Genomic DNA, 22983 nt, shown 5'->3' with positions numbered 1-22983 from the left:
TAAAATGATTAAGCCGATTTTTCTTTTAATTTTTCAATCGCTTGTTTATTAAAGAAATAATGTGTACCACAACATTCGCATTGCATATCAATGCTGCCATTATGTTCTTCAAGAATTTCATCAATTTCCTGCTCAGGCACCAATAATAACGCTGCACCAGAACGATCTGCAGAACAACCACAGAAGAATTGCACATTCTGTGGCTCGTAAATTTCCACCGTTTCTTCATGGTAAAGGCGATACAACAATTCTTCCGCGCTTAAACCAAATAATTCGTCGTCTTTTACTGTGGCTGTCAGCGTGGCTAAATGTTCAAAATCTTCTGCTGAACCTTGACCATCTGGCATAATTTGTAGCAACATGCCTGCCGCTACCGCTTCACCATTAAATTCACCACTACGAATAATTAATTGCGTTTGTAATTGCTCAGAACGCACAAAATAATCTTCTAAACATTCGGTAATGGTTGGTTTATCTAATGCAATGACGCCCTGATAACGTTCACCTTCAGTTGGTGTGATAGTAATGACTAACACACCTTTCCCTACCATTTCATGCAAACTGGCTTGTGCAGGAATATCATCTTGCAAACGTGCTAAAGCACGCATTTTTTGTTGATAAGAACCATTAACCAATGCCAATTTTAACGGGCCATCACCTTGAATTTGCACCGTAATATCACCGTCAAATTTTAAAGTCGCTGTGAGCAAACTAGTTGCCACCATCATTTCACCCAATAAATTTTGCACTTCTTTTGGATAATGATGTGTGTTTAGTGTATCTACAAAAGTTTTATTGACACGCACCCATTCGCCACGAACAGCACGATTTTGGAATAAATAACGATATAATTTGTCGTTGTCTTGTTGATAATTCATAGATTTCCTTAGATTTTTCTGTGCGTTATAACTACCTAAAACGTCTTAAAATTACACCGCACTTTGAGAACATTGCTTGCTATATGGGGCTATTTCCTGCTTTTACAAGCCTTCATCTTGTTGTTTAAAACGAATTAAATCCCGACGCTCTTTCTTATTTGGTCGACGATCAGGATGTGGCATCGCATTCATTTTACGCGCCAAGGTCATTTTTTCACGTTGTACAATACTTTCCGCCGTTTCTTCATACAATAATTGCGCTTGCGGTGCACCTCTTCGCTGGTCTGAAAGTGCGGTGACTTTGACTTCTTTTTCTTCATTTCCTTGACGTAAACGAATTTTTGCACCCACTTCTACGCTTTTATTTGGCTTGGTACGTTGCCCATTATAATGCACTTTACCACCATCAATCATTTCTTTTGCAATGGTACGGGTTTTATAAAAGCGAGCAGCCCAAAGCCACTTGTCCAAACGTACACCATCGTCCTTTTCCTCTTGCTTATTTTGCGCTTGTTTCGCCATAAATTATCCTTTAACAGCTATTTTGGTTTATGGTATCGTTATTCCTAAATTTTGTAAAATAAGAGATGATGTTATGAAGCAACTCCCTGAAATTCTAAATATTTCTACTAAAGCACAATCTAAGATTTTTAAAATCCAATCCATAGACCTTAAATTTTCCAATGGCAATTTACGCACCTATGAGCGACTAAAACCGGCAAGTCGGGCTGCAGTTATGGTGCTTCCTATCGAAAATGATGAATTAATTATGGTCAAAGAATATGCAGTAGGCACAGAAAAATATGAACTGGGTTTCTGTAAAGGCTTGATGGAATTTGGTGAAACGCCAGAACAAAGTGCCAATCGAGAAATGCAAGAAGAATTGGGCATCGGTGCGAAAGAGTTTGTACATTTACGCACCATTAATTCCAATCTTACTTATATGAATAGTCCTATGCATATTTTAATTGCACAGGATTTTTATCCCTCTCAATTAGAAGGTGATGAACCTGAACCTTTGGAAATTTTAAGAATGCCTCTCGCTAACTTAGAGCATTTATTAAATGATGAGAATTTTTATGAAGCACGTAATCTTGTTGCACTCTATGCATTGCGTGATTATTTAAAAAAATCGAGCTAAATCGATTGCGTTTGCATAAATTTCAATAAAATTTGCATAAATATATAAATAACTACTTTCCCTGAGCCTCTAATCAAGGTAATATGCGAACGTTTTTTTAAACTTAAGGAATTATTAATGTCAACACATCAACAATCATTAAAAGAATTAACATTCCGAGGAATGTTATTAGGGGCGTTGATTACGGTAATCTTTACCGCTTCCAACGTTTATTTGGGATTAAAAGTAGGTCTTACTTTCGCATCTTCAATCCCTGCTGCCGTTATTTCAATGGCAGTACTCAAATTCTTCCATGGCTCAAATATTCTTGAGAACAACATGGTGCAAACCCAAGCATCTTCTGCGGGTACGCTTTCTTCTGTGATTTTCGTGATCCCAGCGATGCTTATGATGGGATACTGGCAAGGTTTCCCATTCTGGCAAACATTATTAATCTGTATTTCGGGGGGTATCCTTGGGGTTATCTTCACTGTTCCATTGCGTAATGCGATGGTGGTAAAAAGCGATTTACCTTACCCTGAAGGCGTTGCGGCTGCGGAAATCTTAAAAGCAGGCCATGACAACTCAAATGAAAGTGGTATTAAAGAAATTGCAACTGGTGGTATCGTTGCTGCAGTTGTCGGCTTTGTCACAAACGGTTTACGTGTTGTTGCTGATGGCGCTAGCCTTTGGTTTAAAGGTGGTAATGCGATTTTCCAAGTACCAATGGGCTTTTCATTAGCCTTACTTGGCGCAGGTTACTTAGTGGGTATTGTGGGCGGTATCGCTATCTTATTAGGTATTTTTGCCGCTTGGGGTGTTGCAGTACCTTATTTCACTGCAAGCGCACCAATGCCTGAAGGCGCTGATATGATCGGTTATGCGATGAGTATTTGGAAAAGCAAAGTACGCTTTATTGGTGTAGGTACTATCGGTATTGCGGCAATTTGGACATTATTAATGCTCATGAAACCAATGATGGAGGGTATGTCACAATCTATCCGCGCATTCAAAGATCCAAACGCACAAAATAATGACCGCACTTCACAAGATTTATCACCAAAAACAATGATTTACACAACACTTGTGAGTGTTGCTTTAATTGTTTTAGCGCTTTACAGCTTCCTAGAGCCTGTCGGCATTGAGCCAAGCACTGCAATTATTTTAATCGTTGTTTGTACTTTATTAGCCTTTGTTATCGGTTTCTTCGTTGCAGCAGCTTGCGGATACATGGCGGGTTTAGTAGGTTCATCTTCAAGCCCAATTTCAGGTATCGGTATCATCTCTGTGGTAACCACCTCATTAGTATTAATGTTAATCGGTTCTGCAACAGGTTTATTAGATACTGCTGAAGGTCAAAAATTCTTAACCGCACTTACCTTATTCACAGGCTCAATTGTGGTATGTATCGCAGCGATTTCTAACGATAACTTACAAGACTTAAAAACTGGTCAATTAGTTGAAGCAACACCTTGGCGCCAACAATTTGCGTTAATTATCGGTGTTATCGTGGGTGCTTTAGTTATCGCACCAGTGCTTGAAATCCTTTATCACGCTTATGGTTTTGCTGGTGCAATGCCACGTGAAACAATGGATCCTGCACAAGCATTATCTGCACCTCAAGCGACATTAATGATGACCATCGCTAATGGTATCTTCTCGCACAATCTTGAATGGAGCTATATTTTTGCAGGTATCGGATTTGGTGCAGTATTAATTGTGATTGATACTTTATTGAAAAAATCATCCAACAACCGTTTTGCTTTACCTGCATTAGCTGTTGGTATGGGTATCTACTTACCACCATCAATCAATGCGCCTATCATTGTTGGTGCATTCTTAGCGTGGTTAATCAACCGTCATTTAGAAAGCTTTGCAAAACGTACAGGTAAAGATCTTGCAGAAGTGAAGAAAAAAGCAGAACGCTTTGGTACTTTATTCGCTGCGGGTTTAATCGTGGGTGAAAGCTTAATCGGCGTATTACTCGCCTTTATTATCGCCGGCTCTGTGACTTCAGGTGGTTCAGATGCACCTCTTGCATTGAATTTAGAAAACTGGGGAAGTACAGCAGAAGTTCTTGGCTTGATGATATTCGCAGCTGGTATAACGATTTTTGCATTACGTGTATTAAAAGCGAAAAAGTAATATAATAAAACGCTCTCAGTTGAGAGCGTTTTTTCTTAGGTTTAAATAATGAACTTCGCCAAAATAGATGTAATTATTCCTTGCTACAATGCAGAAAATACCCTCATTCGTGCGGTAACATCGGTACTAAATCAACCGCACTTAGGATGCCTATGGCTCGTTGATGATTGTTCCACAGACAATACGGCACAATTAGCCGCTGAACTGGCAAAGCAATATCCCGATAAAATCAAATTTGAAGCAATGCCACGTAATGGAGGACCTGCAAAAGCACGCAATTGGGGGGCATTACAAAGCAGTGCAGAATTTATCGCTTTTTTAGACGCGGATGATGCCTATGAAGCGGATGCATTAACCTCTGCCAGTGCGATTTTTCATTTTAAACCTGAAGTATCCCTCATTCGTTTAGCCTTAAAACCTGTTGATTTAGCACCGCACTTTGCCGAACACGAAAATATTGAATTCGCTTGGCAACACGTATTAATGACCGTTGCAGGCAATATGGTTTTTCGTCGTTCCTTTTTCCTCGCTTGTGGTGGATTTCCACAAAATGAATTATTTAGACGTTTTGGTGGTGAAGACGGTGCTCTCGGCATTGCCACAACGAAAATAGGCATGGTAGTCACCTTAAAAGAAGAACCAGGTGTATTGCATTATTGTCGATCAGGTATGCACGCCGAGCGTTTATTAAATGCGATTTTATTTCAACAACATGTTGAACAAATTACAGAAACCGATGTTGCACAGGCAAATGCGATAACAGAAAATATTTGTCAGCAAATAGAACGCTTAAAGTGCGGTCTAAATTCGGTTAATATTGGTATTCATCCGTTAATATTGGAAAGAGAATAGGACATTACGTGAAAATAGTGATTCTTGGTGCGGGTCAGGTTGGTAGAACCCTGGCAGAAAATTTGGTCAGTGAAGATAATGATATTACGCTTGTTGATAATCAAGAAGCACGTTTAGAAAATCTTCAAGATAAGCATGACTTACGCGTAGTCACAGGCTCCGCCTCTTCCCCATTTGTTTTACGTGAAGCAGGCTTGATGGACGCTGATTTATTAGTGGCTGTAACCAGTTCCGATGAAGTCAACATGGTTGCCAGTCAAATTGCCTATACGCTATTCCATACTCCAACTAAAATTGCACGAATTCGTAATAGTGAATACATCCGCGAAAAAGAGAAATTATTTCAACCTGACGTCATTCCTGTTGATCATATTATTTCTCCAGAGAATCTGGTTACAGATGATATCGTACGCTTAATTAACTATCCAGGTGCCTTGCAAATCGCTCATTTTGCTGATGAAAAAATTAGTATTGCTGTATGCAAAGCCTATTATGGTGGGCCTTTAGTTGGCTATGCGATTTCAGCCTTACGAGAACATTTACCCCATATTGATTGTCGTATTGTATCGATTTTACGCCAAGATAAAACCATTCGCCCACAAGCTTCTACCATTATTGAAGCGGGAGATGAAGTCACATTTATCTGTGCAACTGAGCATATTCGTGCAGTCATGTCAGAGCTACAACGTTTAGAACGTCCTTATAAACGCATTATGATTGTTGGTGGTGGTAATATTGGTGCAAATGTTGCCCGCTATTTAGAAAATAGTTGCACCATTAAATTAGTCGAACGAGATGCATCGCGCGCTACCAAATTAGCAGAAAAACTATCAAAAACCTTGGTATTTAATGCTGATGCTTCAGATCAAAACTTCTTATTTGAAGAGCAAATTGAAAGTATTGATTTGTTTATTTCTTTAACAAGTGATGATGAAGCCAACATTATGTCAGCGATGTTAGCAAAACGATCTGGTGCAAAAAAAGTGATGGTGTTGATTCAACGTATGGCATACATTAATCTATTGCAAGGTGGATCTATTGATATTGCTATTTCACCACAACAGGCCACGATTTCTGCATTATTAAGCCATGTTCGTAAAGGCGATATCACCAATGTGGCCTCACTACGTCATGGTATAGCGGAAGCTTTAGAAATCGTTTTACATGGAGATCCAACTAATTCAAATGTTATTGGACGCAAAGTAAGCGAATTAAAATTGCCAAATACAGCATTAATTGGTGCTATTTTACGTGATAATGAGGTGCTCATTGCTAAAAAAGATGTGGTACTACAAGAAGAAGATCATGTCATTATTTACTTAGCCGATAAAAAATACGTCCCTGAAATAGAGAAATTGTTTCAACCAAACGTCTTTTTTATCTAAAAGGAATAAAAAAGCTATACAAATTGAACAAAATTTATATAATACGCACTCCCTAACTTCCATTTATATAAAAGGAAAAAATTATGAGCTTTATGAAAGAATTTCGCGAATTTGCAATGCGCGGCAATGTTGTTGATATGGCAGTCGGTGTGATCATCGGTGGTGCATTTGGTAAAATCGTTAGTTCACTCGTTGCTGATGTAGTTATGCCTGTATTAGGTATTTTAACTGGCGGCGTTGACTTTAAAGATTTAAAAATCGTTCTAGCAGAAAAAGTAGGTGAAACACCTGCAGTAACCTTAAACTACGGTGTATTTATTCAAAATATTTTTGACTTCATCATTATTGCATTTGCTATTTTCTTAATGGTAAAAGGCATTAACAAAATGAAAAAACCAGTTGAAGAAGCACCAAAAGGTCCAACTTCAGAAGAATTATTATCTGAAATTCGTGATTTATTGAAAAAATAATCCCATTCAATTACATAAAAAAACGCCATGTATTCCACATGGCGTTTTTTATTATCGGTATTAAGCCAATTTCTTTAATTTGGCGTAGTAAAAACCATCACCACCTTCTGTTTGTGGAATAAATTGAAAACCCACTGCACTTTCATCCTGCGCAAAAGATAATCTTTCTAATTGTGCATTTGGTGTATCGGCTAAGAATTGGCGGATTTGCTCGCAATTTTCTTCAGGTAACAATGAACAAGTCGCATAAACCAAAATACCATTCGGCTTTAATGTTGCCCAAAGGGCATCAAGAATTTCTCGCTGTAATTTCACTAAAGGCTGAATATCACTTTCTTGACGCAACCATTTAATATCAGGATGACGGCGAATCACGCCTGTTGCTGAACAAGGTGCATCTAATAAAATTCTGTCAAATTGCACCGCACTTTTTTTGCCCACAATAGCTTCCGCAGCTTGAGGAAGCCATTGTTGCGGTTGAGAAGCGTCACCACAAATAACCGTTGCTTTCTGCTGTAACCGAGCAAGATTTTCACTGACGCGCTTTAATCTCCCCTCTTCAATGTCTAGCGCAACCACTTTAGCTTGCGGTGCAAGTTCTAAAATATGCGTGGTTTTTCCCCCTGGTGCCGCACAAGCATCGAGGATTAATTCACCATTTTTTGCTTCTAGTAGTAACGCTGCCCATTGTGCACTGATATCTTGCACCGAACTCCAACCTTGCGCAAAATAAGGTAAATTTTGCACCGCTGTTGCCGCTGCTAAGCGCAATGCTTGAGGATGTTCTGTTGAATGAGACACTAATTCTTGCTGTGCTAATAATTGTTGGTAATCATCTTTGCTGGAATGACGAACATTCACACGCAACCACATTGGTGGTTTCTGATTATTCGCTTCAATGACCTCACGCCAATTGGGATAGGCTTTTTTCAATTTATTCACAAGCCATTCAGGATGATAGGTTTGCCAATGTTTATCCACCACTGCCAATATTTCTGCTTGCTCACGTAAAAAGCGACGTAATACACCATTGACTAAGCCCCGAAATTGCTCGACTTTCAGGGATTTTGTCGCATTCACTGCTTCATTAATGGCAGCATGTTCAGGTACGCGCGTATAAAGAAGTTGATACAACCCCACCAATAATAAGCAATGCACAATTCGTGTTTTGCCTTTTAAAGGTTTATCAACTAACAAACGAATAATCCATTCAAGCCTTGGTAATACGCGGCACACACCAAAACAGATTTCTTGTAATAAGGGAAGGTCCTGTGCTTTGACTTGAGACTGAAATTCAGGGATTAAACTGGATAGCGATTTTCCCTGATCTAACACCTGTAAAATAACTTGTGCAGCTACAACGCGTACGGATTCAGACTTATGCTTAAGTGCGGTCTTTTTTTGTGCTGTTTTTTCCGTTCTCATAGCTGGGTTCCTACCATAAACCAATCTGCACGTCCATTAAGGAAATCTTGAATAGACATTGGCTTCTTGCCTGCAGGTTGTAATTGTGTAATATTCAGCACGCCATCCGCTGTAGCAATTTTTAATCCTGTTTTATCACAAGCTAAAATTGTCCCTTGCAGTTTATTTTGATGAGGCAATACATCTGCTTGGTACACTTTAACTCGTTCTTCGTTACCATCAACACACAAGGTCAAAAATGCAATAGGCGCAGGATTAAAAGCACGAATATTACGTTCCAATTGAACTGCGGACAAATTCCAATCCAATAGTGCTTCTTCTTTACTTAGTTTATCTGCGTAATTACTTTGACTATCCTCTTGCGCTTCAGGGATAAAACGGCCTTCATCCAAATGATCCAACACCTCAATCAAGGCCGGTGGTGCAAGCTGCGCAAGCTTATGATATAGCGTTGCAGACGTTTCTTTCTCTTCAATATCACAATAGACTTTATGCAACATATCGCCCGTATCCAACCCTGCATTCATTTGCATAATGGTCACGCCAGTTTGTTTATCGCCTGCCCAAATTGCACGTTGAATCGGTGCTGCCCCACGCCAACGTGGTAAAATTGAGCCATGCACATTTAAACAGCCTAAACGAGGTGCATCTAATACCGCTTGAGGCAAAATTAAACCATAAGCCACCACAACCATAACATCCGCTTGCAATGCTGCTAATTCTTGCTGAGCTTCAGGTTTACGTAAGGATTTAGGTTGATAAACAGGAATATTATGCTGCTCTGCCAATTGTTTTACTGGACTGGCTTGTAATTTTTTTCCACGACCAGCAGGCTTATCAGGCTGGGTATAAACAGCAATAACATTGTGTTGTGAATTCAATAATGCTTGTAAATGTTGAGCGGCGAAATCAGGCGTTCCCGCAAAAATAATATTGAGTTTTTTCATCATAAAGTGCTACGGATAATCATAAATAGAAAAAGAGAAAGCTGTTCTCAACTTATTTGCTGCGCGCAATTTGTTTTTGTAATTTCACTAATTTCTCTTTAATACGGTTGCGTTTTAATGGCGATAAATAATCAACAAACATCACACCGTTCAAGTGATCAATTTCATGTTGAATACAAATTGCCAATAAACCATCTGCTGATAAAGTAAATTCTTCGCCCTGACGATTAAGTGCTTTTACCGTTACTTTTTCTTTACGTGGCACTAAACCACGAAAACCAGGCACAGACAAACAACCCTCTTCAATCCCTGTTTCACCTGAACTTTCAATAATTTCAGGGTTAATCAATACGATTTGATTTTCTTTGTTACCTTCAATATCCATGGTAATAACACGTTTGTGTACATTCACTTGAGTGGCGGCTAAACCAATGCCTTCATTTTCGTACATGGTTTCAAACATATTATCAATAAAATCTTGTAATTCTGGGTTAAATTCAGTAACAGGTTGAGCAATGGTACGCAATTGCTCGTCAGGATAAATTAAAACATTTAATAAACTCATAGTGCTCATTTCATTAAATTAATCAGGTGCCATAGTGTAACAGATTTCCGTTAGAATAGGCGAAAAACAAACCGCACTTTAAAAGTGCGGTTGATTTTTATAAGGTTTTATTATGCGTTTAAGATGTTCAAGATCTCTTGCATACTTAAATGATAACCATGTGGGCAAGCACGCCAAACATCAAGCATTTTACTGTATTTATCCCACATTGGTGTTTGCGAATCACAGCCATGTTCGCATTTCATAAATTCTTGATATTTGCCCTCTACGCCCGTAATAAAACGCAGATAGCTTAAATATTTCTTCTCACGCACCGCACAATAGCCAACAAATTGTAAACGATGTGGAGTTACGCCTGATTTATCCGCTAAATTATTGTATGAAACATGAAGAGCTTTATACATTTCTAACGTATCTAAGATCGTTTGACATTCTTCCACTTTGATATCAGTAAATTCACGATCCAGTTCTCTTAATTCAAGTGCAAATCCACCTTTGACAATGGCTTCCAAACGCGCGTATGTTGCCGCATTCGCAGGGTCTAATAACCCCATTAATTTATATTGGTTTGTTAAAATCAAACGCTGAGTTGATGTCATTTCCATAATATTATCCCTTAATCAATACTTTTTAAATCATCTGCTGAAAGTCCAGTTTCTTTCGGCTGCACATTACCATCTTTGGTACGGAATTCAAGATGCTGGTAATAGGCTTCGCGGAACGTAATATATGGATCATGTGATTGCTCCAAAAAAGCTTCCTTATCCATTGCTTTCGCACGCTGATCCACTTTTTGTACGCCCATTTTCACTAAAGACCAAGGGCCACCCACCCAATTCCAGAATGGATAGGTGTAAGCAGTGTCAACAACCGCCCCTGTGATTTCTCTTGGTGTGGTGGCATTATAAACCGGCAATACGATATAAGCACCTGGATCTACGCCATAACTCCCCAAGGTTTCACCAAATGTACGTGGATAATCCACTTTAAGCGGTTCGCTATGGCTTGCTAAATCAATTAATCCGCCTAAACCAAAGGTCGAGTTAATAAAGAAGCGATTAAAATGCGTCATCGCTTTTTTACCCTCGCCCTCTAGTAAGCGGTTAATCATACTGACTGGCTCATCTAAGTTATTCGCCACATTTGATAAACCTTTAGTTAATGGCGTTGGTAAAGCATCCCAGCCTTTTGCTAATGGTTTTAACACATAAGGGTCTAACACTTTGTAGTTGAAATCCCACATGGTACGGTTGAAACTTTGTAAGGGATCATTTCGTTCCCCAGTTACTGGGTCAAGTGTGCTACTGCAACCTGTAAGCACAACGGTACTTAAAAGTGCGGTGCTAAAAAGAATTTTTTTCATAATATTTCCTGATTGAGTTCAAGATATCGACATTGTAAATGAGTTACGCAAAATCTACAAAAGAAATCACCGCACTTTATTTACTTTCTAAATCCACTGCTAAAACTTCTGGCAACGCTCTAATATGCGTATAGAGCTGCTGCAACACATCTTGATTCGCTAACTCCACCCGCAAAATAAGCTTGATTTCGCCTTGTGACAAATCTTTAATATTGGTATTTAAAATATCACTATCAAATTGTTCAAATAACGTCTGTACTTGACTAATGCCTTGCACATCATTCAAATGAATATTCATCGTTGCTTTGATATTTTCTTTTGGGCGACGACGCTGAACATAGCGTTGCACAATCGGGCTCAAACGGATCGCTACAAAGATCATCATAGTCGCAATAATGGCATCAAAGAAGAAACCTGCGCCAGAAGCAATACCAATCCCTGCGGCAGACCAAATAATTGCCGCAGTTGTTAAACCAGAAATAGCATCATTACTTTTACGTAGAATCACACCAGCGCCCAAGAAACCAATACCGCTGATAACCTGTGCAGCTAAACGCATTGGGTCCGTACGAATATTCTCCGACACTTCTGCATAATATTCTGCTGATTGAATAGATACAATGGTAAGAATACAGGTGGTAATCGCAATAATAACGCAGGTTTTTACCCCAACAGGTTTACGCTTTAGCTCCCGTTCTAAACCAATAATGCCACCAAGGCACATAGCAACGCAGATCTTCGCAAGAATAAGAAAATGAGAAGAATGAATTGCCGAATCAACTAATGTTTGAAAATTTATCATTTTATTACCGCACTTTTTATTAAATAATCCACTTCTGGCATCACACCACGCCATAATTTAAAGGAATGAGCCGCTTGCCCCACGAGCATACCAAAACCATCACTCATTGTTTTTACCCCTAAAGATTTCGCCCAAGCAATAAAAGGCGTATCGGTATCTTTGGCGTATTGCATATCATAAACCGCGCCCGCATGACGCAACAGTTCAGGTTGAATATCGACAGTTGCGCCTTGTAAACCTAATGAAGTAGCGTTGATCACGAGATCAAAATGCTGCATTGGAATTTGGCTTAATTCGACAGCTTGAATATTGCCATAAGCCGCGAATTTATCTGCTAACCCTTGTGCCTTGGCTAAAGTGCGGTTAGAAATGAGGATGTTTTGCTGCGCTTGTAATAAAGGCAGTAAAACACCTTTTGTCGCACCACCCGCGCCTAAAATTAAGATTTTATTATTAGGTTTCAACCAACCTAATCTCGTTAAATCGGTAACCAAGCCTACGCCATCGGTATTATCTGCATAGAGTTTACCGTTATCTAATCGTTTTAAGGTGTTGCAAGCTTCTGCCATAAGCGCTTGCTCACTATGTTCATCAGCTAGCGCAAATGCTCTTTCTTTAAAAGGGGCTGTAATATTACAACCTTTCGCACCCTGCGCAAAAAATTGGCTCAACTGTTGTTCAAACTGCGTCAAATCGCCCAACATAGCCACATATTCCATGGATTGCTGCGTTTGCTGAGCAAACAAACGATGAATTTGAGGCGATTTACTTTGTGCAATTGGATTTCCCCAAACTGCGTATTTATCCATAGCTTATCCTTGCCTAAATAATTGATTAGTTAACAAATCTCGAATTTCTGATGGATTTTTTGCATCACCAACAGGCATATCCAACACTGGAAAATCGGCACCAAATTGAACTCTCACCTCTTCAGCTGTACGACAAGGAGACAATCCTGATAGGTTCGCACTAGTGGATGTAAGTGCAAATTCACAAGCTTCACATAATTGAGCTACAGCGGGATGACGACAAATACGCACCGCAATGCTATCAAAATCACCTGTTAAAAACGTTGGCACATTTTCTTTTGCTGGCACAACCCAGGTAATTGGATGATCGTAGGTTTGCGTTAAACATTGCCATTGTGCTGCGTTAATACGAGTTTCATCAATAAAAGGGAGAAAAAAACGCACATCAGGCGATACAAGGATCAGTCCTTTTTCAATAGGGCGTTGCTTCAAAACTAATAATTTTTCCACCGCACTTTGACTAAAAGGATTACAACCCAATCCGAAAACCGCTTCTGTCGGATAGGCAACTACTTGATTGGCTTTTAATTGTTGGCTTAGCGTTAAAATATCCACGTTCTATTTCAAGAAAATTAAAAGGACAAATTATAGCATAATTTGAGGGATAAAATGATAAATCCTTCCCAAATGGAAAGGATCTATCACAAAAAAGTGTTCTCATTAACAATTGTGTTTAAGACGATATTCAATTAAATCTTCAATCGTTAAAATGACATAATCAAATTTTTTCGCAAATTCCACTAATTCAGGTGCTCGGGCCATGGTGCCATCATCATTGGTAATTTCACAAATCACACCAGCTTCTTTGTAGCCCGCAAGACGTGCTAAATCCACAGAAGCTTCAGTATGCCCCTGACGTTTTAATACACCACCATTCACTGCACGTAATGGGAAAATATGCCCAGGACGATGTAAATCTGAAGGCTTCGCACCATCTGCCACAGCAGCCTTAATAGTCGTTACACGATCTGCTGCAGAAACCCCAGTACTCACGCCTTCTGCCGCTTCAATAGTCACTGTAAAAGCTGTTTTGTTGACGCTATTGTTATTTTCAACCATCGGCGGTAAATCAAGTTGATCACATAAGCTTTCACTTAAACACAAGCAAACAATACCGCTACCATAGCGAATTAAGCTTGCCATTTGTTGTGCGGTAATGGTTTGAGCAGGGAAAATAAGGTCGCCTTCATTTTCACGATTTTCATCGTCTAAAACAAGTACGCCTTTGCCTTGTTTGAAAGCTTCAATCGCTTTCACAACACGCTGTTCTGGCGTGCCAAAGGGAGATAATAATGACTGATTCATAGTAAATTCCTAATCGATTTGAAACAATAAGATACCAGAATCAGGGCGTTAGAAATGACAAAAACAAGTTCCATTGAACCTGCTTATTCTCTTCCATCCAGACTATACTGTTGGCTTTGGAATTTCACCAAATCTGCTGACTTCATTTACATGAACGCTCGCGGGCTTTACCGCCAGTAGGGAATTTCACCCTGCCCTGAGAATGTGCTCTTAGTATAGCACTTGTCATATTGAATTGCTATGCAGTGAAAAAAGGTTTTTCTTTCTGTGCCAGATTACATACAATAGACAAAACAAGGCGAATTCGCACCGCACTTTCCATTTATGCCACATAAAAGCGCGGTGTATTTTGAGGTAATTTTATATGACCAGTGAATTTTCTTACTTACAACAGAAACGTAAGCAGTTGAAATTAAAAGTAAATGAAGTGTGCGAAAGTGCAAATATTACCCGAGCTTATTTCAACCAATTAGTGAGCGGTAAAATCAAAAATCCAAGTGCAGTAAAACTACGCGCATTACATAATGCATTACAAATTACGGATACGCACGATAATAAGCAAGTCGGCGTGATTTTTGGTAAATTTTATCCTGTGCATACTGGTCATATTAATATGATCTTTGAAGCTTTTAGTAAAGTAGATGAATTGCACGTCATCGTTTGTAGTGACACAGAACGAGATCTCAAACTTTTTTATGATAGCAAAATGAAAAAAATGCCAACGGTGCAAGATCGTCTACGTTGGATGCAACAAATTTTTAAATATCATAAAAATCAAATATTTATTCATCATTTAGTCGAAGACGGTATTCCAAGCTATCCTAACGGCTGGGCAAGCTGGTCTGAGGCAGTAAAAACATTATTTAAAGAAAAAAATGTGAATCCAACGGTCGTTTTCAGCAGTGAAATTCAAGACAAAGCACCTTATGAACAATATCTTCAACTTGATGTTGTGTTAGTGGATCCCAAACGTGAATTCTTTAATGTATCAGCCACAAAAATTCGCAACAATCCATTCCATTATTGGAAATTTATTCCAAAAGAAGTCCGTCCATTCTTTGCTAAAACCATTGCAATTTTAGGCGGTGAAAGTAGTGGTAAAACGGTGCTAGTAAACAAACTCGCTGCCGTATTCAATACCACTTCTGCTTGGGAATATGGTCGTGAATTTGTTTTTGAGAAACTAGGTGGCGATGAACAGGCAATGCAATATTCTGACTATCCACAAATGGCGCTAGGCCATCAACATTATATTGATTATGCACTAAGACACGCACATAAAGTGGCGTTTATTGATACGGACTTCATTACTACTCAAGCCTTTTGTATTCAATATGAAGGGAAAGCCCATCCGTTCTTGGATTCAATGATCAAAGAATATCCATTTGATGTGACGATTTTATTAAATAACAATACGAAATGGGTGGATGATGGCTTACGCAGTCTAGGGGATCATAAACAGCGTCAACGATTCCAACAATTACTTAAAAAATTATTAGATAAATACCATGTGCCTTACATTGAAATTGAATCGCCGAGTTACGATGAACGCTATGAACAAGCAAAAGCCATTGTAGAAAAAATATTAAATGAAGAAGAAATTTCGAATTTAACTCATGATGGTGCACTATTTGATAATGAGGCTAAATAATCAATGATTTTATTTGCTGGCGATCCTCATGGTAGTTACTCACATTTATATCCCTTTATCGAACGAGAAGATAAAGTCAACCTAATTATTCTAGGCGACTTACAGCTAGTAGATCCATCGCCTCTTGAAGAGCTAGCTAAACATTGTGAAATTTGGTTTATACATGGCAACCATGATAGTAAAACGCCTCATGCATTTGATGCGATTTGGGGAACTCAATGGAAAGAAAGAAACTTACATGGACGAGTGGTAGAAATTGAAGGGAAACGCATTGCAGGACTAGGCGGTGTCTTCCGAGGACAGATTTGGATGCCTCCGAAAAAACCGTTATTTTTCGATCCCATCCATTATTGCCAATATTGTCCACCAGAAAAATTGTGGCGTTCTGGCTTGCCATTAAGACATAGAACATCTATTTTCCCATCAGATATAGAGGAGTTATCTTGTCAGCAAGCAGATATTCTTATTTGCCATGAGGCCCCAAAACCACATCCATCTGGTTTTACGATACTTAATCAATTAGCAGAAAAAATGTCAGTAAGACAGCTCTATCATGGTCATCACCATGAGAACTTTGATTATGCTACCTTAAAAAAACAAAACCCATATCAAACGATTAATGTTGGGTTCCGTAGCCTATGTGATATTCAAGGTAATTACTTATTAAAAAATATTGATGATAGGGATTTATAGATAAAAGAAAAGCTCGCTAAATTAGCGAGCTTTTTTATTAGATCTTAAATTATTCCGCTGCAGCAACCTCTGTTGCTTCAGGGCGATCAACTAACTCAATGTATGCCATTGGTGCATTATCACCTGCGCGGAAACCACATTTTAAAATACGGGTGTAACCACCTGCACGATTAGCAAAACGTGGACCTAATTCATTAAATAATTTTGCAACTGTTTCAATGTTGCGTGTACGAGCGAAAGCTAAGCGGCGATTTGCAACGCTATCAACTTTTGCTAATGTAATTAACCGTTCAACTACACGACGTAATTCTTTAGCTTTAGGCAAAGTTGTTTTGATAATCTCGTGATTAACTAAAGAACTTGCCATATTACGGAACATCGCTTGGCGATGGCTGCTATTACGGTTTAGTTGACGACCACTCTTACGATGGCGCATGACCTTATCCTTCTCAGAAAAATCTTAACCTAATGGCCTATTAATCTTCAGCAATACTTGCTGGAGGCCAATTTTCAAGGCGCATACCTAATGATAGGCCGCGTGAAGCTAACACATCCTTAATTTCAGTAAGTGATTTCTTACCAAGATTAGGTGTTTTTAATAATTCAACTTCAGTACGCTGAACCAAATCACCGATATAATGAATTGTTTCTGCTTTCAAACAGTTAGCAGAACGAACTGTCAACTCTAAGTCATCAACAGGACGTAGTAAAATCGGATCAAATTCCGGTTTTTCTTCCTTGACTTCAGGCTGACGAACATCTCGCAAATCAACGAATGCATCAAGCTGCTCTGCTAAAATTGTTGCTGCACGACGGATTGCTTCTTCCGGATCAATAGTGCCATTTGTTTCTAGCTCAATAACTAACTTATCTAAGTCAGTGCGTTGTTCAACACGTGCTGCTTCAACATTGTAAGCAATACGGTCTACAGGGCTATAACAAGCATCTACTAATAGACGACCAATCGGACGATCTTCATCTTGAACATGTGCACGAGCCGAAGCAGGTACATAACCTCTACCACGTTGAACACGAATACGCATATTAATTGATGCGTTTTCATCTGTTAAGTGACAAATAACATGCTCAGGATTTACAATTTCAACATCACCATCATGAGTAATGTCAGCAGCAACAACAGGGCCAATTCCAGATTTGTTTAGTGTCAGAAAAACATCATCTTTATTCTGAACTTTAACCGCTAGGCCTTTTAAGTTTAAAAGAACTTCAAGAATGTCTTCCTGAACACCTTCTTTACTACTATACTCGTGCAATACGCCTTCGATTTCTACTTCAGTCACAGCACAACCTGGCATTGAAGATAGAAGAATTCGACGTAATGCATTACCTAGAGTATGACCGAAACCACGCTCTAACGGTTCTAAGATCACTTTAGCGTGAGTTGGGCTAATTTGCTCAATATCAACTAAGTGTGGCTTTAAAAATTCTGTAACAGAACCCTGCATTTTATCCTCTCTTTGCTTCTAAGCTTTAACTATTATTTAGAGTAAAGCTCAACGATCAGATGTTCGTTAATGTCTGCTGATAAATCAGAACGTTCAGGAACACGTTTGAACACACCTTCCATTTTAGCAGCATCAACTTCTAACCAAGTTGGTTTTTCTCTTTGCTCTGCTAATTCTAATGATGCTTTGATGCGAGCTTGTTTTTTAGATTTTTCACGCACTGCAATCACATCATCAACAGAAACTTGGAAAGATGGGATATTTACAACACGACCATTTACAACAATCGCCTTGTGGCTCACTAATTGGCGAGCTTCTGCACGAGTTGCAGCAAATCCCATACGATAAACAACGTTATCCAAGCGACCTTCTAATAACACTAATAAATTTTCACCAGTGTTACCTTTCAAGCGGTTCGCTTCTTTATAATAATTACGGAATTGACGTTCTAAGATACCGTAGATACGGCGAACTTTTTGTTTTTCACGTAACTGACTACCATAGTCAGATAAACGTGGTTTGCGAGCACCGTGTTGACCAGGTGCTGTATCAATTTTACATTTAGAATCGATAGCACGCACACCTGACTTAAGGAATAAGTCAGTGCCTTCACGACGGCTTAGCTTGAGTTTTGGACCCAAATATCTTGCCATTTTCTTTCTCCAATTATCCTAACGTCAGATTAAACACGACGTTTTTTCGGTGGACGACAACCGTTATGTGGAATCGGAGTCACATCAGTAATGTTCGTGATACGGAAACCCGCTGCATTTAATGCACGAATTGTTGATTCACGACCAGGACCCGGTCCTTTAACCATAACTTCCAAGTTCTTTAAGCCGAATTCTTTTACGATTTCAGCACAACGTTCTGCAGCAACTTGTGCAGCAAACGGAGTTGATTTACGAGAACCACGGAAACCTGAACCACCAGCAGTAGCCCATGCTAGAGCGTTACCTTGACGGTCAGTAATAGTCACGATTGTATTATTGAAAGATGCGTGAATATGCGCTACGCCATCTACAACTTGTTTTTTTACACGTTTACGTGTACGAACTGGTGTTTTAGCCATTTTTTACCTTACTCCGATTATTTTTTGATCGGCTTACGTGGACCCTTACGGGTACGCGCGTTAGTTTTAGTACGTTGACCACGTACCGGTAAGCTACGACGATGGCGTAAACCACGATAACAACCTAAGTCTAATAGACGTTTGATGTTAAGTGTTACTTCACGACGTAAGTCACCTTCAACGGTAAATTTACCAACTTCGTCACGCAGTTTATCAATCTGCTCTTCAGACAATTCGCTGATCTTAACGCTTTCGGCAATACCTGTTGCTGCACAGATTTCTTGTGCTCTGGTTTTACCGATACCGTAAATTGCTGTTAAAGCGATTACAGTGTGTTTATGATCAGGAATGTTAATGCCTGCAATACGGGCCACTATGCACTCCTATTTTTTAACTAATTTGACACCTTGATCTTGAAAAGCCCGTTTTCAGGATACTCAAACAAAGTGCCAAGGACATAAATGAGCTGAGCAGTATAACTGCTCAACTGGTTCTTTGCAAGAAAAATTATCAATTAACCTTGACGTTGTTTATGTTTAGGGTCGCTACATAATACACGAACAACACCTTCACGTTTAACAATTTTACAGTTACGACAAATTTTCTTTACGGAAGCACGAACTTTCATTGCTTATCCCTTTTACTTTAAATAGACAATATTATTGTCCAAAACCTCTAAGGTTTGCTTTTTTCAACGCAGATTCATATTTAGTAGACATTAAATGACTCTGAATCTGAGCGATGAAATCCATAATTACCACTACAACGATTAACAAGGATGTACCGCCAAAATAGAATTGTACATTCCAAGCTGATGTCATAATGTAAGGAACTAAACAAACAAACGTAATATATAGACCACCAATTAATGTTAAACGGGTCATAATTTTATCAATATAACGTGATGTTTGTTCACCTGGTCTAATTCCGGGTATGAATGCTCCAGATTTTTTCAAATTATCGGCTGTATCACGAGGATTAAATTGCATCGCAGCATAAAAGAAGCTAAAGAACATAATAGCTGCAGCATAAACAATCAAGTAAATTGGCTGTCCAGGTTGTAACATCAACGATAAATTCGTTAACCACTCAAGACTTGACCCTTCACCAAACCAAGATGCAATTGTTGCTGGGAATAAAATAATACTTGAAGCAAAAATTGCTGGGATAACGCCTGCCATATTTACTTTTAATGGCAAATGAGATGTACCCCCACCTAAAATTTGGCGACCTTGCTGACGCTTAGCATATTCAACTTTAACTTGACGCTGTCCTCTTTCAACGAAAACAACAAAATAAGTTACTGCAAAAACAACTACGGCGATCAATAAGAGAACTAACAGATGCATTTGCCCTTGACGAGCCTGCTCAATAGTCGAACCAATCGCAGCAGGAAGACCTGCCACAATACCTGCGAAAATAATTAATGAAATACCATTACCAATTCCACGCTCTGTAATTTGTTCTCCTAACCACATTAAGAACATTGTACCTGTAACAAGGCTTACAACTGCGGTGAAATAAAAGCCAAATCCAATATTTGGAACAAGACCTGGCAACATATTTGGCAAACTTGTAGAAATACCGATCGCTTGTAATGTTGCAAGACCTAGCGTGGAATAACGCGTGTACTTGCTAATTTTACGACGACCAGCTTCCCCTTCTTTCTTTAATTCATTTAAAGCAGGATAAACCGTTGTCAATAATTGAATGATAATAGATGCCGAAATATAAGGCATAATACCTAAAGCAAAAATTGACGCACGACTTAATGCACCACCAGAGAACATATTAAACATTTCAATGATGGTGCCTTTTTGTTGATCCATTAATTGAGCTAATACGGCTGCATCAATACCAGGAACCGGAATGAAAGAACCAATACGAAAAACGATGAGTGCACCTAATACAAAAAGTAATCTACTTTTAAGTTCACCTTTACCGTTTTGTGTGCTTCTTGCTTGATAACCTGGTTGCTTAGCCATTTGTTAATTATTCCTCAATTGAGCCACCAGCAGCTTCAATCGCTGCTTTAGCACCTTTAGTTACACGTAAACCACGAACTGTTACTGCTGATTTCACTTCGCCAGCTAAAATAACTTTAGCAAATTGAATTTCTTTAGTAATAACGTTCGCTGCTTTTAATGTATCTAAAGTGACAACATTACCTTCAACTTTAGCTAAATCAGTTAAACGAATTTCTGCTGTTACTGCAGCTTTCATTGACGTAAAACCAAATTTTGGTAAACGACGGTATAAAGGCATTTGACCACCCTCGAAACCACGACGAACACCGCCACCAGTACGAGATTTTTGACCTTTATGACCACGACCACCAGTTTTGCCTAAACCTGAACCAATACCACGACCTAGGCGCTTAGCACTGTGTTTTGCACCTTCAGCCGGAGATAGAGTATTTAAACGCATTCTCTTACTCCTCCACTTTAACCATGTATGAAACTTGGTTAATCATACCGCGCACTGCTGGAGTATCGATTAACTCAACGGTATGATGCATACGGCGAAGACCTAGACCACGTAAAGTAGCTTTATGCTTCGGTAAACGAGCAATTGAGCTACGAACTTGTGTTACTTTAATAGTTTTAGCCATGATCAATTACCCCAAAATTTCATCAACAGTTTTGCCACGTTTAGCAGCAACCATTTCTGGCGATTTCATATTTGCTAATGCATCAATAGTTGCACGAACAACGTTAATTGGGTTTGTTGAACCGTACGCTTTAGAAAGAACGTTACGAACACCTGCAACTTCTAATACTGCACGCATTGCACCGCCTGCGATGATACCTGTACCTTCGCTAGCTGGTTGCATAAATACGCGAGAACCAGTATGAGTACCTTTAACTGGGTGTTGTAATGTACCTTCATTTAAAGCTACGTTAATCATATTACGACGTGCTTTTTCCATTGCTTTTTGGATTGCTGCCGGAACCTCGCGAGCTTTACCATAACCAAAACCAACGCGACCGTTACCATCGCCCACTACAGTTAATGCAGTGAAACTCATAATACGACCACCTTTTACAGTTTTTGATACACGGTTTACCGCGATTAGCTTCTCTTGCAGTTCACCAGCTTGTTTCTCGATGTTTGACATCTCAATTTCCTCTATTAGAACTGTAGACCAGCTTCACGAGCAGCGTCCGCTAAAGATTGGACACGACCATGATATTTAAAACCAGAACGATCGAAAGCTACGTCTTTAACGCCTTTCGCTAATGCACGCTCAGCAACAACTTTACCTACTACTGCAGCAGCATCTTTATTTCCGGTGTACTTAACTTGCTCACTAATTGCTTTTTCTACTGTAGAAGCAGCGGCAAGCACTTCTGAACCGTTCGGTGCAATCACTTGTGCGTAAATATGACGCGGAGTGCGGTGAACTACTAAACGAGTTACACCCTGCTCTCTCATCATATGACGAGCACGAGCTGCACGACGGATACGAGCTGATTTCTTATCCATAGTGTTACCTTAATTATTTTTTCTTCGCTTCTTTAGTGCGTACAACTTCATCTGCATAACGAACACCTTTACCTTTATAAGGCTCTGGACGACGATATGCACGAATGTCTGCTGCTACTTGACCGATTAACTGTTTATCTGCACTTTTCAGAACAATTTCTGTTTGAGAAGGGCATTCGCCAGTTACGCCTGCAGGCAATACATGTTCAATCGGGTGAGAGAAACCTAAACTTAAAGCAACTGTGTTACCTTTCATTTGGGCACGATAACCAACACCGACTAGTTGTAATTTCTTTGTGAAGCCTTCAGTAACACCGATAACCATTGCATTTACTAATGCACGTGCAGTACCTGCTTGTGCATCTGCACCTACAATACCTTCACGAGGAGCAAAAGTTAATGCACCATTATCTTGTTTAACTTCAACTGCGTTATGAATGGTACGAGATAACTCACCATTCTTACCTTTAACTGTTAATAACTGACCGTCAAGTTTAACCTCGACACCGGCAGGAATATTAACAGGTGCTTTTGCAACACGAGACATTT

30 protein-coding genes and 1 riboswitch are annotated in these 22983 nt (G+C 39.3%); of the genes, 7 read left to right on the top strand and 23 right to left on the bottom strand.

Going from position 1 to position 22983, the window contains the following annotated elements; genetic code table 11:
* Positions 1–8: 8 nt before the first annotated feature.
* The gene (hslO, locus tag ACT2CV_RS05775) at positions 9–878 is read right to left on the bottom strand and encodes an Hsp33 family molecular chaperone HslO (RefSeq protein WP_464973130.1); all 870 of its coding nucleotides are present in this window, start codon (positions 876–878) and stop codon (positions 9–11) included.
* 102 nt (positions 879–980) lie between these two features.
* Positions 981–1400: a ribosome-associated heat shock protein Hsp15 gene (gene hslR / locus ACT2CV_RS05770; RefSeq protein WP_464973131.1), complete on the bottom strand. Its 420-nt coding sequence runs from the start codon at positions 1398–1400 to the stop codon at positions 981–983.
* Positions 1401–1473: 73 nt separating this feature from the next.
* Between hslR and nudE the strand changes: the two genes are divergently transcribed.
* From nudE to mscL, 5 genes are all read left to right on the top strand, one after another.
* Positions 1474–2019 (top strand): ADP compounds hydrolase NudE, encoded by a 546-nt coding sequence (gene nudE / locus ACT2CV_RS05765; protein WP_464973132.1) that lies wholly within the window; start codon positions 1474–1476, stop codon positions 2017–2019.
* Positions 2020–2136: 117 nt separating this feature from the next.
* The gene (locus tag ACT2CV_RS05760; protein ID WP_464973133.1) at positions 2137–4143 is read left to right on the top strand and encodes an OPT family oligopeptide transporter; all 2007 of its coding nucleotides are present in this window, start codon (positions 2137–2139) and stop codon (positions 4141–4143) included.
* A gap of 48 nt (positions 4144–4191) precedes the next feature.
* Positions 4192–4995: a glycosyltransferase family 2 protein gene (locus ACT2CV_RS05755; protein ID WP_464973134.1), complete on the top strand. Its 804-nt coding sequence runs from the start codon at positions 4192–4194 to the stop codon at positions 4993–4995.
* Positions 4996–5003: 8 nt separating this feature from the next.
* The gene (gene trkA, locus ACT2CV_RS05750; protein WP_464973135.1) at positions 5004–6380 is read left to right on the top strand and encodes a Trk system potassium transporter TrkA; all 1377 of its coding nucleotides are present in this window, start codon (positions 5004–5006) and stop codon (positions 6378–6380) included.
* A gap of 83 nt (positions 6381–6463) precedes the next feature.
* Positions 6464–6850 carry a large-conductance mechanosensitive channel protein MscL gene (gene mscL, locus ACT2CV_RS05745; protein ID WP_464973136.1) on the top strand — a complete coding sequence of 129 codons (387 nt, stop codon included), beginning with the start codon at positions 6464–6466 and terminating at the stop codon, positions 6848–6850.
* Between the two features lie 60 nt (positions 6851–6910).
* Here the strand turns inward: mscL and rsmB are convergent, their stop codons facing one another.
* From rsmB to ribB, 9 genes are all read right to left on the bottom strand, one after another.
* Positions 6911–8275, bottom strand: a complete 1365-nt coding sequence (rsmB, locus tag ACT2CV_RS05740) for a 16S rRNA (cytosine(967)-C(5))-methyltransferase RsmB (RefSeq protein WP_464973137.1) — start codon at positions 8273–8275, stop codon at positions 6911–6913.
* Positions 8272–9222 carry a methionyl-tRNA formyltransferase gene (gene fmt / locus ACT2CV_RS05735; RefSeq protein ID WP_464973961.1) on the bottom strand — a complete coding sequence of 317 codons (951 nt, stop codon included), beginning with the start codon at positions 9220–9222 and terminating at the stop codon, positions 8272–8274. The genes rsmB and fmt overlap by 4 nt, the downstream gene beginning before the upstream one ends.
* 52 nt (positions 9223–9274) lie before the next feature.
* Positions 9275–9787: a peptide deformylase gene (def, locus tag ACT2CV_RS05730; protein ID WP_464973138.1), complete on the bottom strand. Its 513-nt coding sequence runs from the start codon at positions 9785–9787 to the stop codon at positions 9275–9277.
* Positions 9788–9897: 110 nt separating this feature from the next.
* Positions 9898–10392 (bottom strand): YfbU family protein, encoded by a 495-nt coding sequence (locus ACT2CV_RS05725; RefSeq protein ID WP_464973139.1) that lies wholly within the window; start codon positions 10390–10392, stop codon positions 9898–9900.
* An 11-nt stretch (positions 10393–10403) separates the two neighbouring features.
* Complete coding sequence (locus ACT2CV_RS05720; protein ID WP_464973140.1) at positions 10404–11150, bottom strand: MlaA family lipoprotein; 747 nt, start codon at positions 11148–11150, stop codon at positions 10404–10406.
* 76 nt (positions 11151–11226) lie between these two features.
* Entirely contained in the window at positions 11227–11952 is a 726-nt protein-coding gene (locus ACT2CV_RS05715; RefSeq protein ID WP_464973141.1) for an MgtC/SapB family protein, read from the bottom strand.
* Complete coding sequence (gene aroE, locus ACT2CV_RS05710) at positions 11949–12761, bottom strand: shikimate dehydrogenase (RefSeq protein ID WP_464973142.1); 813 nt, start codon at positions 12759–12761, stop codon at positions 11949–11951. Before aroE ends, ACT2CV_RS05715 begins: the two co-directional genes overlap by 4 nt.
* Positions 12762–12764: 3 nt before the next feature.
* Positions 12765–13316: an L-threonylcarbamoyladenylate synthase type 1 TsaC gene (gene tsaC, locus ACT2CV_RS05705; protein ID WP_464973143.1), complete on the bottom strand. Its 552-nt coding sequence runs from the start codon at positions 13314–13316 to the stop codon at positions 12765–12767.
* A gap of 105 nt (positions 13317–13421) precedes the next feature.
* The gene (gene ribB, locus ACT2CV_RS05700) at positions 13422–14066 is read right to left on the bottom strand and encodes a 3,4-dihydroxy-2-butanone-4-phosphate synthase (protein WP_464973144.1); all 645 of its coding nucleotides are present in this window, start codon (positions 14064–14066) and stop codon (positions 13422–13424) included.
* Between the two features lie 81 nt (positions 14067–14147).
* Positions 14148–14274: riboswitch (FMN riboswitch) on the bottom strand.
* Positions 14275–14430: 156 nt separating this feature from the next.
* Between ribB and nadR the strand changes: the two genes are divergently transcribed.
* Complete coding sequence (gene nadR, locus ACT2CV_RS05695; RefSeq protein WP_464973145.1) at positions 14431–15717, top strand: multifunctional transcriptional regulator/nicotinamide-nucleotide adenylyltransferase/ribosylnicotinamide kinase NadR; 1287 nt, start codon at positions 14431–14433, stop codon at positions 15715–15717.
* 3 nt (positions 15718–15720) lie between these two features.
* Entirely contained in the window at positions 15721–16410 is a 690-nt protein-coding gene (locus ACT2CV_RS05690) for a metallophosphoesterase family protein (protein WP_464973146.1), read from the top strand.
* Between the two features lie 49 nt (positions 16411–16459).
* Here ACT2CV_RS05690 and rplQ read toward each other — a convergent pair whose 3' ends face one another.
* From rplQ to rplF, 12 genes are all read right to left on the bottom strand, one after another.
* The gene (gene rplQ / locus ACT2CV_RS05685; RefSeq protein WP_464973147.1) at positions 16460–16846 is read right to left on the bottom strand and encodes a 50S ribosomal protein L17; all 387 of its coding nucleotides are present in this window, start codon (positions 16844–16846) and stop codon (positions 16460–16462) included.
* Positions 16847–16886: 40 nt separating this feature from the next.
* Positions 16887–17876, bottom strand: coding sequence for a DNA-directed RNA polymerase subunit alpha (locus tag ACT2CV_RS05680; RefSeq protein ID WP_464973148.1), 990 nt, complete (start codon positions 17874–17876; stop codon positions 16887–16889).
* Between the two features lie 32 nt (positions 17877–17908).
* The gene (rpsD, locus tag ACT2CV_RS05675) at positions 17909–18529 is read right to left on the bottom strand and encodes a 30S ribosomal protein S4 (protein ID WP_464973149.1); all 621 of its coding nucleotides are present in this window, start codon (positions 18527–18529) and stop codon (positions 17909–17911) included.
* Between the two features lie 29 nt (positions 18530–18558).
* A complete protein-coding gene (gene rpsK, locus ACT2CV_RS05670) occupies positions 18559–18948 on the bottom strand; it encodes a 30S ribosomal protein S11 (RefSeq protein WP_077415376.1) in 390 nt (129 codons plus the stop codon).
* A 17-nt stretch (positions 18949–18965) separates the two neighbouring features.
* A complete protein-coding gene (gene rpsM / locus ACT2CV_RS05665) occupies positions 18966–19322 on the bottom strand; it encodes a 30S ribosomal protein S13 (protein ID WP_464973150.1) in 357 nt (118 codons plus the stop codon).
* A 140-nt stretch (positions 19323–19462) separates the two neighbouring features.
* Entirely contained in the window at positions 19463–19576 is a 114-nt protein-coding gene (gene rpmJ, locus ACT2CV_RS05660) for a 50S ribosomal protein L36 (protein WP_011201185.1), read from the bottom strand.
* Between the two features lie 31 nt (positions 19577–19607).
* Entirely contained in the window at positions 19608–20933 is a 1326-nt protein-coding gene (gene secY / locus ACT2CV_RS05655) for a preprotein translocase subunit SecY (protein ID WP_464973151.1), read from the bottom strand.
* 7 nt (positions 20934–20940) lie between these two features.
* Positions 20941–21375, bottom strand: coding sequence for a 50S ribosomal protein L15 (gene rplO / locus ACT2CV_RS05650; protein WP_464973152.1), 435 nt, complete (start codon positions 21373–21375; stop codon positions 20941–20943).
* A 4-nt stretch (positions 21376–21379) separates the two neighbouring features.
* On the bottom strand, positions 21380–21559 hold the full coding sequence (gene rpmD / locus ACT2CV_RS05645) for a 50S ribosomal protein L30 (protein ID WP_103854522.1): 180 nt from the start codon (positions 21557–21559) through the stop codon (positions 21380–21382).
* A 6-nt stretch (positions 21560–21565) separates the two neighbouring features.
* On the bottom strand, positions 21566–22066 hold the full coding sequence (gene rpsE / locus ACT2CV_RS05640; RefSeq protein ID WP_464973153.1) for a 30S ribosomal protein S5: 501 nt from the start codon (positions 22064–22066) through the stop codon (positions 21566–21568).
* A gap of 14 nt (positions 22067–22080) precedes the next feature.
* Positions 22081–22434 carry a 50S ribosomal protein L18 gene (rplR, locus tag ACT2CV_RS05635; protein ID WP_115636635.1) on the bottom strand — a complete coding sequence of 118 codons (354 nt, stop codon included), beginning with the start codon at positions 22432–22434 and terminating at the stop codon, positions 22081–22083.
* Between the two features lie 13 nt (positions 22435–22447).
* Positions 22448–22981 (bottom strand): 50S ribosomal protein L6, encoded by a 534-nt coding sequence (rplF, locus tag ACT2CV_RS05630; protein ID WP_464973154.1) that lies wholly within the window; start codon positions 22979–22981, stop codon positions 22448–22450.
* Positions 22982–22983: the final 2 nt, after the last annotated feature.

The sequence above is a fragment of the Reella acinonychis genome (genome assembly GCF_052384575.1).
Lineage (GTDB): Bacteria > Pseudomonadota > Gammaproteobacteria > Enterobacterales > Pasteurellaceae > JBQSUQ01.
Note: the sequence above shows the minus strand (reverse complement) of the source record. Positions and strands in the feature narration are given on the sequence as shown.

Excerpts from the sequence above, each read along its gene's own strand:
- nudE (WP_464973132.1), top strand. The coding sequence starts at position 1,474 with ATGAAGCAACTCCCTGAAATTCTAAATATTTCTACTAAAGCACAATCT.
- rsmB (WP_464973137.1), bottom strand. The coding sequence starts at position 8,275 with ATGAGAACGGAAAAAACAGCACAAAAAAAGACCGCACTTAAGCATAAG.
- rplF (WP_464973154.1), bottom strand. The coding sequence starts at position 22,981 with ATGTCTCGTGTTGCAAAAGCACCTGTTAATATTCCTGCCGGTGTCGAG.
- rpmJ (WP_011201185.1), bottom strand. The coding sequence starts at position 19,576 with ATGAAAGTTCGTGCTTCCGTAAAGAAAATTTGTCGTAACTGTAAAATT.
- secY (WP_464973151.1), bottom strand. The coding sequence starts at position 20,933 with ATGGCTAAGCAACCAGGTTATCAAGCAAGAAGCACACAAAACGGTAAA.
- def (WP_464973138.1), bottom strand. The coding sequence starts at position 9,787 with ATGAGTTTATTAAATGTTTTAATTTATCCTGACGAGCAATTGCGTACC.
- rpmD (WP_103854522.1), bottom strand. The coding sequence starts at position 21,559 with ATGGCTAAAACTATTAAAGTAACACAAGTTCGTAGCTCAATTGCTCGT.
- rplR (WP_115636635.1), bottom strand. The coding sequence starts at position 22,434 with ATGGATAAGAAATCAGCTCGTATCCGTCGTGCAGCTCGTGCTCGTCAT.
- ACT2CV_RS05720 (WP_464973140.1), bottom strand. The coding sequence starts at position 11,150 with ATGAAAAAAATTCTTTTTAGCACCGCACTTTTAAGTACCGTTGTGCTT.
- rpsE (WP_464973153.1), bottom strand. The coding sequence starts at position 22,066 with ATGTCAAACATCGAGAAACAAGCTGGTGAACTGCAAGAGAAGCTAATC.
- ACT2CV_RS05725 (WP_464973139.1), bottom strand. The coding sequence starts at position 10,392 with ATGGAAATGACATCAACTCAGCGTTTGATTTTAACAAACCAATATAAA.
- ACT2CV_RS05760 (WP_464973133.1), top strand. The coding sequence starts at position 2,137 with ATGTCAACACATCAACAATCATTAAAAGAATTAACATTCCGAGGAATG.
- ACT2CV_RS05680 (WP_464973148.1), bottom strand. The coding sequence starts at position 17,876 with ATGCAGGGTTCTGTTACAGAATTTTTAAAGCCACACTTAGTTGATATT.
- rplO (WP_464973152.1), bottom strand. The coding sequence starts at position 21,375 with ATGCGTTTAAATACTCTATCTCCGGCTGAAGGTGCAAAACACAGTGCT.
- rplQ (WP_464973147.1), bottom strand. The coding sequence starts at position 16,846 with ATGCGCCATCGTAAGAGTGGTCGTCAACTAAACCGTAATAGCAGCCAT.
- ACT2CV_RS05690 (WP_464973146.1), top strand. The coding sequence starts at position 15,721 with ATGATTTTATTTGCTGGCGATCCTCATGGTAGTTACTCACATTTATAT.
- ACT2CV_RS05755 (WP_464973134.1), top strand. The coding sequence starts at position 4,192 with ATGAACTTCGCCAAAATAGATGTAATTATTCCTTGCTACAATGCAGAA.
- rpsD (WP_464973149.1), bottom strand. The coding sequence starts at position 18,529 with ATGGCAAGATATTTGGGTCCAAAACTCAAGCTAAGCCGTCGTGAAGGC.
- mscL (WP_464973136.1), top strand. The coding sequence starts at position 6,464 with ATGAGCTTTATGAAAGAATTTCGCGAATTTGCAATGCGCGGCAATGTT.
- rpsK (WP_077415376.1), bottom strand. The coding sequence starts at position 18,948 with ATGGCTAAAACACCAGTTCGTACACGTAAACGTGTAAAAAAACAAGTT.
- ACT2CV_RS05715 (WP_464973141.1), bottom strand. The coding sequence starts at position 11,952 with ATGATAAATTTTCAAACATTAGTTGATTCGGCAATTCATTCTTCTCAT.
- nadR (WP_464973145.1), top strand. The coding sequence starts at position 14,431 with ATGACCAGTGAATTTTCTTACTTACAACAGAAACGTAAGCAGTTGAAA.
- aroE (WP_464973142.1), bottom strand. The coding sequence starts at position 12,761 with ATGGATAAATACGCAGTTTGGGGAAATCCAATTGCACAAAGTAAATCG.
- ribB (WP_464973144.1), bottom strand. The coding sequence starts at position 14,066 with ATGAATCAGTCATTATTATCTCCCTTTGGCACGCCAGAACAGCGTGTT.
- fmt (WP_464973961.1), bottom strand. The coding sequence starts at position 9,222 with ATGAAAAAACTCAATATTATTTTTGCGGGAACGCCTGATTTCGCCGCT.
- hslO (WP_464973130.1), bottom strand. The coding sequence starts at position 878 with ATGAATTATCAACAAGACAACGACAAATTATATCGTTATTTATTCCAA.
- hslR (WP_464973131.1), bottom strand. The coding sequence starts at position 1,400 with ATGGCGAAACAAGCGCAAAATAAGCAAGAGGAAAAGGACGATGGTGTA.